The 13,522-nt window shown below is 54.2% G+C and carries 13 protein-coding genes, 1 tRNA gene and 2 pseudogenes; 6 read left to right on the top strand and 10 right to left on the bottom strand.

The features are described 5' to 3' along the window. Positions 1-254: 254 nt before the first annotated feature. The 6 genes and pseudogenes from JUK32_RS15845 to JUK32_RS15820 form a co-directional block, all read right to left on the bottom strand. Entirely contained in the window at positions 255-1,340 is a 1,086-nt protein-coding gene (locus JUK32_RS15845; RefSeq protein WP_309224557.1) for a WD40 repeat domain-containing protein, read from the bottom strand. After that, entirely contained in the window at positions 1,328-2,296 is a 969-nt protein-coding gene (locus JUK32_RS15840; RefSeq protein WP_204139836.1) for a GTP-binding protein, read from the bottom strand. Before JUK32_RS15840 ends, JUK32_RS15845 begins: the two co-directional genes overlap by 13 nt. A gap of 228 nt (positions 2,297-2,524) precedes the next feature. Beyond that, positions 2,525-2,644: pseudogene (locus tag JUK32_RS28745) on the bottom strand (pentapeptide repeat-containing protein); the annotation flags it as partial. 146 nt (positions 2,645-2,790) lie between these two features. Then, on the bottom strand, positions 2,791-3,120 hold the full coding sequence (locus JUK32_RS15830) for a hypothetical protein (protein ID WP_204139833.1): 330 nt from the start codon (positions 3,118-3,120) through the stop codon (positions 2,791-2,793). A gap of 173 nt (positions 3,121-3,293) precedes the next feature. Beyond that, on the bottom strand, positions 3,294-4,253 hold the full coding sequence (locus JUK32_RS15825; protein ID WP_204139832.1) for an orange carotenoid-binding protein: 960 nt from the start codon (positions 4,251-4,253) through the stop codon (positions 3,294-3,296). 246 nt (positions 4,254-4,499) lie between these two features. Then, on the bottom strand, positions 4,500-4,739 hold the full coding sequence (locus JUK32_RS15820; RefSeq protein ID WP_239112728.1) for a high light inducible protein: 240 nt from the start codon (positions 4,737-4,739) through the stop codon (positions 4,500-4,502). Between the two features lie 565 nt (positions 4,740-5,304). Here JUK32_RS15820 and JUK32_RS15815 point away from each other — a divergent pair. The 3 genes from JUK32_RS15815 to JUK32_RS15805 all read left to right on the top strand — a co-directional run bounded on the left by JUK32_RS15815 (position 5,305) and on the right by JUK32_RS15805 (position 7,017). Continuing rightward, on the top strand, positions 5,305-5,661 hold the full coding sequence (locus tag JUK32_RS15815) for a metal-sensitive transcriptional regulator (protein ID WP_204139831.1): 357 nt from the start codon (positions 5,305-5,307) through the stop codon (positions 5,659-5,661). Between the two features lie 392 nt (positions 5,662-6,053). Beyond that, complete coding sequence (locus JUK32_RS15810) at positions 6,054-6,653, top strand: superoxide dismutase (RefSeq protein WP_204139830.1); 600 nt, start codon at positions 6,054-6,056, stop codon at positions 6,651-6,653. Positions 6,654-6,783: 130 nt separating this feature from the next. Beyond that, on the top strand, positions 6,784-7,017 hold the full coding sequence (locus JUK32_RS15805; RefSeq protein WP_204139829.1) for a hypothetical protein: 234 nt from the start codon (positions 6,784-6,786) through the stop codon (positions 7,015-7,017). Positions 7,018-7,126: 109 nt separating this feature from the next. On the opposite strand, the gene JUK32_RS15800 is transcribed toward JUK32_RS15805, so the two are convergent. After that, on the bottom strand, positions 7,127-7,390 hold the full coding sequence (locus JUK32_RS15800; protein WP_204139828.1) for a hypothetical protein: 264 nt from the start codon (positions 7,388-7,390) through the stop codon (positions 7,127-7,129). Positions 7,391-7,478: 88 nt separating this feature from the next. Beyond that, positions 7,479-8,421, bottom strand: a pseudogene (locus tag JUK32_RS15795) (IS630 family transposase). Positions 8,422-8,651: 230 nt separating this feature from the next. Here JUK32_RS15795 and JUK32_RS15790 point away from each other — a divergent pair. Beyond that, positions 8,652-9,947 (top strand): APC family permease, encoded by a 1,296-nt coding sequence (locus JUK32_RS15790; RefSeq protein ID WP_204139827.1) that lies wholly within the window; start codon positions 8,652-8,654, stop codon positions 9,945-9,947. A gap of 300 nt (positions 9,948-10,247) precedes the next feature. Here JUK32_RS15790 and JUK32_RS15785 read toward each other — a convergent pair. Beyond that, positions 10,248-10,321 (bottom strand) — tRNA-Arg (locus JUK32_RS15785). Between the two features lie 52 nt (positions 10,322-10,373). Between JUK32_RS15785 and moaC the strand changes: the two genes are divergently transcribed. Beyond that, the gene (gene moaC / locus JUK32_RS15780; protein ID WP_204139826.1) at positions 10,374-10,874 is read left to right on the top strand and encodes a cyclic pyranopterin monophosphate synthase MoaC; all 501 of its coding nucleotides are present in this window, start codon (positions 10,374-10,376) and stop codon (positions 10,872-10,874) included. Positions 10,875-10,919: 45 nt separating this feature from the next. Here the strand turns inward: moaC and cobJ are convergent, their stop codons facing one another. Continuing rightward, positions 10,920-12,824 (bottom strand): precorrin-3B C(17)-methyltransferase, encoded by a 1,905-nt coding sequence (gene cobJ, locus JUK32_RS15775; protein ID WP_204139825.1) that lies wholly within the window; start codon positions 12,822-12,824, stop codon positions 10,920-10,922. A gap of 376 nt (positions 12,825-13,200) precedes the next feature. Between cobJ and JUK32_RS15770 the strand changes: the two genes are divergently transcribed. After that, entirely contained in the window at positions 13,201-13,428 is a 228-nt protein-coding gene (locus tag JUK32_RS15770; protein WP_204139824.1) for a hypothetical protein, read from the top strand. The last annotated feature ends 94 nt before the right edge of the window (positions 13,429-13,522 follow it).

The following is a 13,522-nucleotide window of genomic DNA, read 5'->3' as shown; positions in this document are numbered from 1 at the left end:
AACTATTGGCTCTCTCTAGAGGGTTTGAAGGCCGCTTAAACTACCTGTCCACTTTCTTGAGTCAAGATCAGTCTCGAGACCCAGTTGATTAGAAACTTATAGCGGTGCCCGCTTTGGTTAAGTACAGCTTCAAAATTCAATGCGAGTCATCATCGTGCTTGCCGAATCTCGGGTGTACTTAACTGGCCTGCACACCGCTATAGCGATTTGCTCCCAACACCCATCACCCACCGACCCATTCACTTATCCACTCCCTATCCGAACCCCCTTCCCCGACTCCGCTGCTTCCATACCAACCACTCTCCCTGTTGCCCACCGGCGGCGAGCCATTGCCCATTGGGGCTCCAGGCGAGGGTGGAGAAGCCCTGTGGAGCACCCTCTAGGATTTGAGTGGCTTGTTGAGCCCTTTTCCAGAGGCAGACCCAGCCGTCTTCGGCGGCGGAGGCGAGGAGGGTGCTGCCGGGTTGAAAGGCGATCGCATTGACTCGCTGCTCATGCAAGTCGAGAACCTGGGCATCCCAGCCATCGCTGGCGTCACTGTGCTTGCGCCAGATGACGACGGCGGTATCGCTGGCAGAAGCAAGGAGCGGAGCCTGACCGACGGTGATGTCTGACCAGGCGAGTTGGCGAACTTTGCCGGGGAAGCCGCGCATCTGCCAGGGGGTGGCGCTCTCGAAGGGCCACACCAGCAGGGTGCGGTCCAGGTTGCCGGAGGCCAGGTAATGACCATCGGGGGAGAGGGCGATCGCAATGCTGGCGGCGGCAATTTCTCGGACGACTGGATCAGCGTCCCAGTCGTCTCGGGGCCAGATTTTAATGCCCTGATGTCCGCTGACGGCCAGGTGTTGGCCCTGGGGGTGCCAGGCTAAGTCGAGGAAGGAGGAGGTCTCAAATTGCAGGGTGGCAACTATCTCTTCAGCTTCGGCATCCCAGATCTGGGCATAACGACCGAGGCTAAAGGCCAGTTCGTTACTGGTGGGGTTCCAGGTGAGGCGGTCGAGCCAGGTGAGGGGGTGAGGGAGGAGAGTGGGCGGGTGGCTGGGTGGCTGGGTGGATGAGTGAGAGGGTGAATGTAGGGGCCAGATGATGAGTTTGCCGGATTGGCCTCCGGCGGCGAGGTAGTGACCATCGGCGGAGAAGGCGAGGCAATCGATGGATTGGCCGTTGGCTTCCTGAAGGATGATCTCGGCCTGGGTTTCGGGATTGACCAGGAGGATTTCTCCGGCAGCGGAGGCGATCGCCAGCATTAAGGGAATAGGAGACCAGGCCATCGCCGTGATGTAGTCGTTCAGGGTGCCGTGCGATCGCCGCTCCAGCAGGGTTTGGGTTAGAGCAGGCACGCGCGAAAGTCCTCCCGCAGTTGGGCTTCGTTCAGGTTGCGACCGATGAAGACCAGCTCATTTTTGCGGGTTTCAGTCGGCTTCCAGGGGCGATCCGGGCGTCCATCGAACAGCATGTGAACGCCCTGGAACACAAACCGCTGGTCTTCTCCGGCAATGTTGAGGATGCCTTTCATGCGGAAGATGTCGGGTCCCTGGGTGCGCAGCAGTTCTCCCAGCCAGGTGTTGAGTTTGTCGAAATTCAGTCCCCCTGCTTCCACCAGGGCAATGGAGCCGACGGTTTCGTCGTGTTCGTGGGCATCTTCGCCCAAAAAGTCAGGGTCAATTTCCAGCGCCCGGTTCAGGTCAAAGGCATTGACGCCAAGGATGGCATCCATACCAACGGCAGCATCGCGGGTGCGATACACCTTCGCCATGGCGTTCATGGTGCGAATCCGGGATTCCAGAGCTGCCAGGTCCAGTTCACTGACCAAGTCTGTCTTGTTCAGCAAAATCACATCGGCGAAGGCAATCTGCTCCTGGGCTTCGTCGGCGTCCCAATGGTCGTGGATGTGCTTGGCATCGACTACCGTTACCACCGCATCCAGGTTGAGCTTCCCCTGCATGTCTTCATCCACAAAGAAGGTCTGGATGACGGGGGCCGGATCGGCCAGGCCAGTGGTTTCAATCACCAGATGGTCAAATTGGTCGCGCCGCTTCATCAGGTTGCCGATGATGCGAATCAGGTCGCCCCGCACGGTGCAGCAGATGCAGCCGTTATTCATCTCAAAGATTTCTTCGTCGGCGTCGATCACCAGCTGATTGTCGATACCCACTTCCCCAAACTCGTTGACGATGACCGCCACCTTTTTGCCGTGCTCGTAGGTGAGGATGCGGTTCAGCAGAGTCGTTTTTCCTGCCCCCAAATAGCCCGTCAGGACGGTCACGGGCACTGTATCGATCGCGGTGTTGACCATGGCAATGCTCGACAAGAATGATAATCATTCCTAGTTTAATGCAAAATAAAACCGGAGCAAGTCAGTTGCTCCGGTTAATTGTTTAGCTGTGTAAGTAGGAGGGGGTAAGGAGGCTGGCGTCACCTCAACCCTAGCTGAGACAGAATGTCCTGCCCCGTCAAGGCTTCAGTGGCGATGCCGATGCCAAAACCCAGCATGGCTAAATGCCCATTCCAGGTTTTGGCAAAGTTAATCCACCCGAACTTCGATGGTTTGCGTGAGCAAAAAGGCTGAATAGCCAGTTGCCCCGTGTAAATTCGCTTTTGTCAAGTCGGTGCGGGTGAGGTCAGCATCAGTCAGACAAGCGTGCGGTAAATCAGCTCAGTAAGAATTATGCTCTTTCGACACACGGGTAAACCTTGTCTGAGCTACAGAGATTTACTCGATTCACCAGAGTCTTGTAAAACTTCGATGGGTCAAAGCGATGACAGATTATTAGACATGCTCTACATCCACTAAAGGATATGGATCAGCGCTTTCATTTTGGTCAACTTCTCAGAGTCCAGCCCATCCAAATCTGCCGCCGTTAGCCAACCCTCTTTCATGAGTTTGGCGAGGACGAACAATACTTCTTCTTCTCTATCGTCGTACTTACCATCCAGATCAAAGCGCCGAGCACTCAAATAGTCATTTAACTGCCAAAGGTCGTCTATATGAGAGATTTCACTCGCTTTTTTCCGTACGGATTGAACCACACTTGCGGTTTCCCGCTCGTAGGCAGTCCTTAGCGCTGTCTTTGCAACTGCCATTTCCTGGCTTAACCACTGAGTTTTACTGACCGGCATCGCTAACTATTGAGATATCAAATCCACAACCTTAATATGACTCGATATCGGCTATTTTGCAAAACTTTACACCACACTCATAATTCGGCTTGTCGCCGCCCATGAGACACAACACCCCCCGAGGAAACCTCGGGGGGTGGCTGAAAGCACTTTAGCAAGGACGAACTTAACTGTTATCGGCCCAGGTTGAGCAATTCTTTGGGCGAGGCTAGCAGATCGATCGCGATAAAGAAAATCTTACCGTCGGAGTTCAAAAGAAAGCGCCAGGCAATATTCATGCCGACTCCCCCGCCAAACCAAGGGGTTTGCACCTTTCCAGTGACTTTGATCTGGGTAAAGCCATCTTCAGCAGGTTCTGAAACACCGTACTCAGGTAGCAATTTGAGGTTCTGACACTCTTCTCTGAAGAAGCGCATGATGCTCTCTTTGCCAACAATGGGCCGTTGGAAGGGCGGTTGCAGTGCGCCATCGGGGGCAAACAACTCGATGAGGGCATCAAAGTCATTGGCATTCAAATTATCCATATAGGACAAGATTGTCGGGTGCGTTACTCCGGCGATCGCGACTCGCTGGCGCTGATTCATGTCCTTTGGGGGCACGACGGGCTCAGCCACCCGCTGGGCAGTTCCCAACTTACTGGTATCAAACCCCATGTCTACGACAGCATTGCGTAGAACTGTGATTTGCTGACCGGGTTCCAGTGACTTGATGGAGTCCAACACAGCGGAAGCATTCGCCGAGAGCTTGTATCCTTGGGGAATCGGCGCAACCTTTCCAGCTTCCATCCATTCTCCCAAGCGATACCAGAATCCCAATTTGATATTGGGAGACCAAGATGCATAGGTGCGACCAGTGGGAGTATCTGTCCGATTGGCCAAATCGCACATCAACTGAGATTGTTCTTGAAAAGACATATTCTGAATGGCTTCTAAAGTGGGCTCAGCAAACTGCATACTGGCTGCCCCCGGAGCAGCAATCGTCAAACTGTTGCCCATTTCTAGATAAGCAAACCAAATCAAGGCCAGCTGATCTTCGGCACTCAACTGATTGAACCGGGCGATGGTGGCGGGAACCGCATCAGCTGTCAGGGTATTCGGGAAAATGTTACGAGCTGAGTCAATGGTGAACGGCATTTTGTGCCTCCTTATAAAACTGAGTAGGGCTGATTCATTTGATTAAGTCGTCAGATTTCATAGATGTGATTCCATAAAACCTGAGCAGGCTCACTAGCAACAGTAAAACGCTCTATGAGCCAGCCTTTTATCCCTATCGACGGTGAAGCGTAACAACAACTACTCTTTATCATCTATTACTGGCCCCCAAACATAAATGCGGGTAGGGGGGATTGCCGTGACGGGGCAGACTGCTTTGTGGATAAGTCAACCAAGTGATGACTCTTGGCCTGTCGCGAGTTCAAAGGTGATCGGTGATACAAAACCTACCATGACTAAGCGCCCGTTCAGTTTTTCTACATATTGGTTAAACCCAAAATGCTGGGTGTCATCGACGTGAAATTCAGGCTCAACGGCCAAGTTATTTAAACGTCTATCTACTTCCGTCGTGTATCCACGAACTGCCATGCGAGTTTCTCTGTTTTCACCTTGAGGCAAGCGTAACATCTTGTAAACAAATATTGCAAAGGCTTGACGATTTCAAGCAGGTTGTCGGCTGGTTAATGGCAAAAGGCCTGGGGAAGCGATCCCTGGAAATCTTCGTTTGCTCCCTGTGTTGGTTTGGGGAAGCGATGTCGGCGATCGCGAGTCCCCCCGCTACGGGGACGAATATTAGGTATTCAGGTGCACGGTGGATGGGGTAGCCAACCTACATCGGGCCGGGCAGCCGCATTAGCTTGCAGGCTGGCGAGCGACTCCAGGCGACACCCGATTACCCCCGAGAACTGAACGTCACCGATTACAGTCCCGCGACGGCTCCCCGCCCTTTTGTCGTGGATGGGGTGATGCTTTGTCACGATTTGAGGCAGTCATGGCAACGTTAGCATCGCGTCTTTTGTCGTCGAATGCTTAAATTTCCCTGAGAGTAATGCCCCCAAGGGGCATAGAAAATCAGTCGGCAAACTGATATTTTGCTATGAATAATATTGTCTTATTGAGTTTTGTCTCAGTTTGAAAGCTCTATTTTTGATCGGTTTTTTCTAACCACAACACATGGGCTTTGCACTAAGTTATGACCATTAGAAAGCCCAACCCTGCCGATGAGCAAAGCCCTTCGCTGCACCGTCATGGAGATGGGTCGGCAATCACTCACCAGCACGTTCATAATCCTGAATCGCTCCAGCGCATTATTAACCGACTGGCCCGTATTGAAGGTCAAGTTCGGGGTATTCAAACCATGATTCGCAATCAGCGCGCTTGTCCTGACGTTTTAGTGCAAATCGTTTCTGTGCGGGCTGCTTTGGGGCGTGTAGCCCGCATCATTTTGGATGAGCATCTGAGCGATTGCCTCACCCGGGCGGCGGAAGAAGGCAACATCCAGGAAGAACTTGAGCAACTGAAAGCGGCGCTAGATCGCTTTTTATCCTGACTTAATGATTGAGCTGCGATCGCACTAAGTAGACAGGCCCAATCATCCTATAGACGGGTTTCGACTTCGCTCAACCCTCAACCCCCAATCTAACAAGCCATATAGTTGACTGAGCGGAGTCGAAGTCAGCGACTGGTTGAACATTTAATTAGGCCCAGCTATTTACTGCATGGAGTTATCAATTGAACCTAAGCTAATACCCCTTAGGGGCATAGAACATCGGTGAGAGATTTGATAGGTTTCTTGTGGGTGGAAAAATATTGAAACTAAGTCCGTCTTGACTAGGCACGGCGAACTTATTGTGATGCGTTCAATGCCTGAGAGATATCGATTTTTATCAATACATTCCCCTCAAAAAGTTACGATATTCGTTGAGAGAGAACTAAATTCTGATGGCTTACGAGCTCCCGACTTTACCCTACAACTACACGGCTCTTGAACCTCATATTTCCAAGAGCACTTTAAAGTTTCACCACGACAAGCATCATGCCGCTTATGTGAGTAAATTTAATGCGGCGGTGGCAGGCACTGACTTAGATAGCCAGCCGATTGAAGCGGTGATTAAGGCGATCGCCGGTAACTCCGACAAGAGCGGGATGTTCAACAACGCGGCTCAAGCCTGGAACCACACCTTCTACTGGAACAGCATGAAGCCCGGCGGGGGCGGGATGCCCACGGGCGATCTGGCAAAGAAGATTGAGGCGGACTTTGGTAGCTTTGAGAAATTTGCCGAAGCCTTTAAGGATGCCGGAGCGACGCAGTTTGGTAGCGGCTGGGCCTGGCTGGTGCTGGATAATGACACCCTCAAAGTCACAAAAACCCTGAACGCCGATAATCCCCTGACTAGTGGGCAGGTGCCGTTGCTGACCATGGATGTTTGGGAGCACGCCTACTACTTGGATTACCAAAACAAGCGCCCTGACTATATCGGAGCCTTCTTAGGCAACCTAGCCAATTGGGATTTTGCCGCCCACAACCTGGCCGCTGCTTGAGTCATCCTGAGCCTGTTCATGGCTTCCACTGACTGGGCCAATTCCATTTTGTTGTTGAATTTGAAGTCTGCCTGCGCGGCTCTGTCTCGCCGAGGCAGAGCTGTTTTATTCGGTTTTATCCCATTCAATTATGATTCTGAACCCTGATTACCCCCACATCGTTTGGTCGTTCACCTATCGGGGCTGGCGACTAGAGGTTGACCAGAGCGCAGAGGCTGGTCAAGTTCTGTATGCCGTTTGGGCAAATCACGCGGCGGGCTGCGCGTTGGCGGTCCCCTGTGCTTTCACCCAAACAGAGGCGATTAAGCGAGCCAAAAGATATGTGAATGCTCGCATGAACACCCCTGTCATCAAGATTGTGTGAGGTGGTTATGAGTCGTAAAAACCAGTTCTTTCTGGGGAATTTAGATGCTGGTCTGTTTGGCATCGGGTTAGTCGGTTGCGGTTCTGGCCCCACGGAGTCGGCAGCTGTCTCAGACCCCGCTGAGTCGGCGGCTCAGACAGGGTCGGCGGCGCAGATTGTGTTGGAGATCGCCACCGCTCACCTCATCCGCCTCCTGACCGGGATCGAAAGACCGCTCAGCCAGGTAATCCATCACCAACCACTGAAGATCCTTCACGCCCCCACCAACCCGCTGAGGATTGGCCTCATGAGGAATATGAGGCGAGGAAAACTCCGATTGCCCACAGACCACCGTGGGTACTGGCTCCACCCCCCAATCCCGAAAAACCGTCATCACGGCTGATTCAAAGACCGCGATCGAGAACCGTCTTTCACAGTGGACATAGCGATTGCCACCCGAGAGGATTTCTCTCGACCCTTCATCACGTCGGAATGACGGTCATCGCTAAGTCGTATTCGTTGTCAAACATCTGACCGGCAATTTCGTGGGCTTTCAACTGCCGCCATTGAGTTTCAATCGGATTCATCTCCGAGCAATAGGGGATAAGGAAGAAGATGAACCATCCCTGGTCCTGCCAGCGTGGCCACTGCTCCTGCACCAGACGGCTTTTATGCAGCGAACCGTTATCCTGCACGATGACCGTGATGCGCCCGGTCTCAGTCCAGGTTTGTGAGGCCTTCTGAGCGACCCAATCCATCACCTCAAGATAGCTCTTGCCCTTGAGACCACCTTGCGCAAGCGCATACTCGAACCCCTGTGCGGGCGGCCACAATCCCAACATGCTGATGCGACGACCATAGCGCTTAGACGTTTGTTCCAGCCGCTTCTGTTCACCGATGGGACGATAGCTGTAGCTGACTGGACTCCAGAGGCAGAATCCGGCTTCATCGAGGTATTTAAGTCCACCCAACCCGCCTGCGTCGCCAGCTCTAAGGTCTCCAAATCGGACTGCTTAACGGCTGCTTGCACCGGGTCTTGCTTTTTTCGGTGGCTTTGCCGGGTTCGTTTCCACCGATATCTTTTTTTGAGCAAGCGGCGTAGACGGTCACTACTGAGGTCGACTAATCGCTCCTGCTTCAGCTTTGGGGCCAGTTGCACACTGGTGTAGGTCGAGGCCTCTTGCTCCAGGCACTCGGTCAAATACGCCAAATCAGCGGGGTGCCATTTGGGTTTCGCACCGCGTCCAGGGGATTCCCATAATCCCCCTAAGCCATTGCTTTCCCAGCGTCGGAGGGTCGCTCTGACAAGCTGCTCATGACACTCGAAAATTTGGGCGTCGCGGGCACATTCCAGCCTTGCGCATTCAGGCGCAGCATGTGCGCCCGGTCTCGTGTCCGATACGGCACGCTCTGAGTCCCGCGCAATTCATTTAACGGTCATTCTTCCTCGGCGTTGAGAACAATCCGCAACGGAGCAGGCATAGCAGGATACTCTGAACAACCCTGCTATCTTATATTTGAATCAGCCTTCCTACTTAGTGGTGCGGGACTTGGCGCGTCTCACCAGATCGGCTAGACAAGTTTGGTGGCTAACTTGATTCAGCCCAGCCCAGCCCCATCGACCGGCTACAAACATTAAGCAGAGGCAATTCTATATGGCAAAGCGCACCATGGGGTTTTGGTCAGTAGTTGCGGTCGGCATCGGTGGCATGGTCGGCGGCGGCATCTTCGCAGTATTGGGGTTATCGGTACAGCTGGCCCAGGGTGGCGCACCGCTAGCATTTGCGATCGCCGGTCTGGTAGCCTTACTCACCACCTATGCCTACGTCCAACTCTCGCTGGCCTTCCCCAGTCGGGGAGGCACCGTCACCTTTCTCAACCAGGCCTATGGCACTGGCCTGTTTACTGGCGGCATGAATCTGCTGCTGTGGCTGAGCTATATCGTGATGCTGTCCCTTTATGCCTCTGCCTTTGGCAGCTACGGGTCGGTTTTCTTCCCCGAGACGGCTCAAGTTTGGGCCAGACACTTACTAATCAGTGGAGCCATTATCGGCATTACCGGGCTGAATCTACTGAGTGCCGATTTGATTGGCCGGGCTGAAAGCTGGATTGTAGCCTTCAAATTAATGATCCTGGGGATTTTTATTGGTATAGGCGCGCGCGGTGTTGACTGGGCGCAGTTACAGCCTTCCACCTGGGCGTCGCCCCTGGCTGTGATCTCTGGCGGCATGATTATTTTCCTGGCGTTCGAGGGCTTTGAGTTGATGGCCAACACCGCCGAAGATGTGCAACATCCTGAGCGCACTCTACCCCGCGCCTATTATTCAGCAGTGATATTTGTGCTTGTCCTATACATCCTGATTGCGGGCATCACTGTGGGTTCCTTACCGCTGGATCAAATTATTACGGCGAAGGAGTATGCCCTGGCAGCAGCGGCCAAACCGTTCCTGGGGCAGGCTGGGTTTAGCTTGATTGCGATCGCGGCGATGCTTTCAACCGCCTCTGCCCTCAATGCCACCCTCTATGGCACGTCCCGCCTGAGCTTCATCATTGCCAAATCGGGAGAGCTGCCCGCCGCCCTCGAAAAAAAGATCTGGAATCAGCCGATTGAAGGACTATTGCTGACCAGCGCTGTGACCCTGTTGATAGCCAACGTCTTTGACCTCTCCAGCATCTCCACTATGGGCAGTTCGGGATTTCTGCTGATCTTTGCGGTCGTGAATTTTGCCAACGTCCGGCTGTATCGTCGTACCCATAGCTACCGCTGGATTTCGTTGTTGGGAACGGCGGCCTGCCTAGGCGCTGTAACTGTATTGTTAGCTCAAACGGCCCAAACCCAGCCACGCAACCTTGGGGTTGTCGTTTTAATGGTGGGCCTGGCTTTTTCCATTGAAGTGATTTATCGAAGATTGTCTAACCGCGAAATTCACCTGAATCACCCGTCCGATTGATTTTGAATAGATTCAAATATGATCCAAAGTCGTCTCCTTGGGTGCTAGATGATGCACCGTCTGCCGTTTACTTTGGTCATGATGCTGGGCATTAGTACGATCGGCTGTTTAACCGGCACTAATACGGGTGAGCTAGCGCCGAGTTTGCTCAGCTGAAACGAATCCCTCCTCGCCTGAAGTGTCAAAAAGATTAGCGACACTAATTCTGGAAAATGACATTAATTCCAGAACGAAGACAAAAAGCTCTGGATAATACAAAACGCCCTGAGAAGTCTGCTAAGACGCTTTAGATTGATTCAACGGGCGAGGAGGGATTCGAACCCCCGACACCGTGGTCCGTAGCCACGTGCTCTAGTCCACTGAGCTACACGCCCTTATAGGAGTTAAATAGTAACACAGACTATGACGCAAAAATAGTGATTTTCGATGACCCAGGCAGAAAATATCTCGAAACCCCTGACTCACCTGAATGAACAAGGGGAAGCCCACATGGTTGACGTCTCTCATAAGATCGCGACCGTGCGTGAGGCGATCGCGGAAGGGTGCATCACCATGTCCCTCGCGACCCTCGAACAGATTGAGCAGGGCAACAGTCCCAAAGGGGATGTGTTGGGCACAGCCCGCCTCGCTGGCATCATGGCGGCCAAGCAAACCGCCACGTTAATTCCCCTGTGCCATCCGTTGCCGCTGAGTAAGGTGCAGGTAATGATTGAGGCTGAGCAATCGCTGCCAGGTTATCGCATTCAAGCCTTGGTGAGAACCAAAGCGGAAACCGGGGTCGAGATGGAAGCGTTGACAGCGGTATCAGTAGCGGCACTGACGCTATACGACATGGCCAAAGCCCTGGAGAAATCGATGACGATTGAGGCCGTGCGACTATTGCAAAAAACTGGCGGCAAGTCCGGCAACTACCAAGCCAATTGCTAGGGCAACGTCCATCATCAATCCGGTAGCGCCCATGAGCACCACCAGCTATACCGCATAACCTCGGGGGGTAATCAGTTTATTGGCATAAAGTTGGGTGCTGCGATTACCGATGATCACGGTCGTCAGCATGTCGATGGGGTGGTTCAGCAGGTCGCCTAGCGTGGTGACCAGGATACTTTCATTGGGACGATAGGCCGATCGCACCAGGGCTACCGGGGTCTCAGTCGAGCGCTGTTGCAGGATGAGCTGTTGGGCGATCGCAATTTGCTCAATGCGCTTTTGCGACTTGGGATTGTATAAGGCGATGACAAAATCTGCTGCTGCCGCCGCCGCCAGGCGTTTTTCAATCACGGGCCAGGGGGTGAGCAAATCGCTGAGACTAATGGCGCAAAAGTCGTGCATGAGCGGTGCTCCCACGCGGGCTGCCGCCGCCTGCAACGCCGAAATACCGGGATAGCTGGTCACGCTTGGGGTCTGTCCATCCCAGCCCTGGGCTTGCAAGGTTTCGAGCACCAAGCCCGCCATCGCGTAAATGCCGCAGTCGCCCGATGAGATCACGGCCACTGTGAGCCCCCACTGGGCCAGGGCGATCGCCCGCTCCGCCCGCTGCTGCTCCTGGGTGATCGGCCACCCTTCGACAATTTGCCCCGGTCGCAATAATGGCCGAATCAGATCGACATAAAGGCTGTAGCCAATGATGGCATCCGCTTGAGACAAGGCGGCTTTGGCCGCAGGGGTAATTTGGTCCAGACTGCCGGGGCCGGTGCCCACCAAACTCAACTGTCCCGTGCGCCCGGTATACTCCCCATTAGCTGCTGCGACGGCCACAGTGACCGCGCCCGGCTCCCCCACCTCGCGCAGGACTTGCTTGGTGATACAGAGGCAATTGTCCACAGTCTTGACGGGACAATCTCCGGCTGATGACGCTGGCGGCGCGATCGCCAGCGCGGCCCGAATCGCCGCTGCCTCCGCCACGCTGGGGGTACCCACCGCCTGCTCGACAATGGGGGAAGGATGCGGCACGGTCACTGTTCGCAATTCAGCGGCAGTAAAGCACCGTAATGGCCAATCGTGAGCCTGACACAGCGCCAGCAGGCCCGTTTCATCGGCTTTGAGATCCAGCGTGGCAATGCCCGCAACGGCAGCCAGTGCCAAATGCCGCGATCGCAAGGCGTCGGCGATCGCCCGCTCCATCAACGCCTGGGAGGTGCCCCGCTCGCACCCCAACCCCACCCAGAGTACGCGCGGATGCCACTGCACTTTGGGCATCGCCGCATCGGCATCAAACCGCCGCTGAATCGGACTAATCCACACTCTGGCTTGCGGTGAAGGCGATGGCTGATCCGCCGGACTCGGGACTTCCGGCCAGCCAAACTGAAACGGCTGGGTCGCTGGCAAATGGTGTTGCCACAGCGTCGTGCCCGCCTCTTGGATGACCTGGATCGCTTCGCCTCGGGCGATCGCACTCGCTACCCCCGTCCAGTTGCCGACCCCACGCTGCCAGCCAAACGGTTCGCCAAGCACGTCTATCCCTGGCAGGTGTAGCTGATCGGTCGCGCTAGTAATGACTGGTGTCGCGGCTAATAGCTGACTGATGCGTTGAGTCAGGCGATCGCCCCCCCCTTGATGACCGCCACAAAGACTGATGGCAAATTGTCCCGCGTCGTCCACCACCACCACCGCAGGATCTGTGGCTTTGTCATTTAGCAAGGGCGCGATCAAACGCACCACTGCCCCAGCCGCCAACGCGAAAATCAGCCCGGTTTGAGCGGGCCACAGCTTCGCAACGACGGTTTTCAAGGCTCCGGAATAGCTTTCAACAACGAGGTCGGCAGGCAAATCGATCGTCGGAGCCAACTGCTCGGGCAACCAGAGGGTCGCCGGTAATGCCTGACAAACGGGAATCAGCGATCGTGCCCCCGTGGCAGTCGTGGTAATGGCAGCAAACAAAAATCACATTCCTGAGGTCACTGGCAATGAGCATACCAAGCCAAGTCCCCCTTGTGAGTCATCTGCCTGCCCCCCACCAGAAGCCAAGGTTGCGCAAACTCCGTGCCCCATTGGTCAGTCCCGTGCCAGTGGTGCCGGCCAAATCTGATACCCTGCCCCTGCCCGCAAAAACACTCAGGTTTTATTCGTGACAAAAATAAAAATGCACGTAAGTGAGTTTCCCCAGGGCAATTTCAGCTAATCTTAATACTATGTAACTAAAGAAAATCTTTTGAAATATCCTGACCGAAATAAGGTGTGGCTCAGCTTGCATCGAATCATGGGTCACTCGGCTAGACGCTCGACATCTCCCGTTCGCTCCCTCACTACCTAAATCATGTTAGAAACCAACCGCTCAAACTCTACGCCTCAGCTCAAGCCTCGGATGAGCATCTTGGGACTCCTTTTCTTTATGCTGGGGACTCCCAACATCTATGCAGCCCTGCAACGGCAATCCGACAATGTGACTTACGGTGGTGGCAACGTGCCTCGTTATGCCTTAGTCGTGTTGGTGGCGGTCGCGATCGCTGGCCTAGTTGAAATGTCGGTAGTGGGGGCAGCCTAGGGAGCAGAGCGTGCAGGTTAGGGACTTGCGCGCAAAAAAGATCCCCATGAACCGAGTTTCGACTCCGCTCAACTCTCGATACTGGTAGGTTGAG

The organism is Halomicronema sp. CCY15110 (genome assembly GCF_016888165.1).
Lineage (GTDB): Bacteria > Cyanobacteriota > Cyanobacteriia > Phormidesmidales > Phormidesmidaceae > Halomicronema.
This window is presented reverse-complemented; position numbering and strand designations above follow the sequence as displayed.

What these genes read in the sequence shown, in the direction of transcription:
- JUK32_RS15830 (WP_204139833.1), bottom strand. Translation starts at nt 3,120, where the DNA reads ATGCCGGTCAGTAAAACTCAGTGGTTAAGCCAGGAAATGGCAGTTGCA.
- JUK32_RS15825 (WP_204139832.1), bottom strand. Translation starts at nt 4,253, where the DNA reads ATGCCGTTCACCATTGACTCAGCTCGTAACATTTTCCCGAATACCCTG.
- JUK32_RS15810 (WP_204139830.1), top strand. Translation starts at nt 6,054, where the DNA reads ATGGCTTACGAGCTCCCGACTTTACCCTACAACTACACGGCTCTTGAA.
- moaC (WP_204139826.1), top strand. Translation starts at nt 10,374, where the DNA reads ATGACCCAGGCAGAAAATATCTCGAAACCCCTGACTCACCTGAATGAA.
- JUK32_RS15770 (WP_204139824.1), top strand. Translation starts at nt 13,201, where the DNA reads ATGTTAGAAACCAACCGCTCAAACTCTACGCCTCAGCTCAAGCCTCGG.
- JUK32_RS15800 (WP_204139828.1), bottom strand. Translation starts at nt 7,390, where the DNA reads ATGACGGTTTTTCGGGATTGGGGGGTGGAGCCAGTACCCACGGTGGTC.
- JUK32_RS15790 (WP_204139827.1), top strand. Translation starts at nt 8,652, where the DNA reads ATGGCAAAGCGCACCATGGGGTTTTGGTCAGTAGTTGCGGTCGGCATC.
- JUK32_RS15815 (WP_204139831.1), top strand. Translation starts at nt 5,305, where the DNA reads ATGACCATTAGAAAGCCCAACCCTGCCGATGAGCAAAGCCCTTCGCTG.
- JUK32_RS15820 (WP_239112728.1), bottom strand. Translation starts at nt 4,739, where the DNA reads ATGTTACGCTTGCCTCAAGGTGAAAACAGAGAAACTCGCATGGCAGTT.
- JUK32_RS15840 (WP_204139836.1), bottom strand. Translation starts at nt 2,296, where the DNA reads ATGGTCAACACCGCGATCGATACAGTGCCCGTGACCGTCCTGACGGGC.
- JUK32_RS15805 (WP_204139829.1), top strand. Translation starts at nt 6,784, where the DNA reads ATGATTCTGAACCCTGATTACCCCCACATCGTTTGGTCGTTCACCTAT.